Source organism: Oleiphilus sp. HI0086 (assembly GCF_001635225.1).
The window spans coordinates 1-789 of record NZ_LWFZ01001235.1 but is presented as its reverse complement, the minus strand read 5'-3'; the positions used below and the strand labels follow the sequence as shown (position 1 = coordinate 789).

General features: G+C 44.9%; 2 protein-coding genes. Both read right to left on the bottom strand.

Going from position 1 to position 789, the window contains the following annotated elements; all coding sequences use genetic code 11:
* On the bottom strand, positions 1–240 hold a 240-nt coding region (locus A3756_RS21495; RefSeq protein ID WP_156490669.1), incomplete at its 3' end, for a hypothetical protein.
* Positions 241–436: 196 nt separating this feature from the next.
* Positions 437–789 (bottom strand): sodium:proton antiporter NhaD (gene nhaD / locus A3756_RS21490; protein WP_197481449.1); only part of this gene is annotated, 353 nt, incomplete at its 5' end.

The following is a 789-nucleotide window of genomic DNA, read 5'->3' as shown; positions in this document are numbered from 1 at the left end:
AGAGCCAGCGCTGTGATGATTTAAAGACTGTTTAGTTTTGAAGTAATAACTTTTGGTATCGTGTGTCTCTTTGACTATCCGGCTAATGCGTGCATTAATGGTAGGGGAGCGTTCATCAATAACTTCGCTCGCTGGTTTGTTTAGTCCAGCAGTGCTCTTGAAAAGATCTGCTACTTTCCGAGGCAGTTGCTTTAAAGACGCAACATCATTGAATGGTCGTTTCTGGCTGAGTGTGTCCATAATTTTCCTCGAGAGTGGTAGTAATTTAGGAGAACAGTTGTACTCTTAGATATAGACGTTATAGAAGGGGGTGTTGTTTGTCAATATAAACTTACAGGTGTACTCTGGAGTTTGATGTATGTCAGTTTATTGAAGGGGGGAGTTTTATAGGTGTAGAGTGGTGGCATTAGCAAGTCTATAAAAAATTCTTATAGCATTAGCTGTTGATTAATAGGTGTACCCAGATGCTGGCAGCGTAGCCGAGCGCGATGACTGGCGTCCATCTTAAATGGCTGAAGAAGGTATACNTTCCCCGAGCCTGGCCCATTAGAGCGACACCTGCGGCCGAACCGATTGATAACAGGCTGCCGCCAACACCGGCGGTCAGTGTGACCAATAGCCACTGTACGTGTGGCATGTCAGGGTTCATTGTTAGAATGGCGTACATCACCGGGATATTGTCAATTAAAGCAGATAAGACACCCACCATGATATTAGCGTTTGTTGCGCCAAATTCACCGTAGATATACTCAGAGCTAATTCCAAGGTAGCCAAGGAATCCCAGGCCTC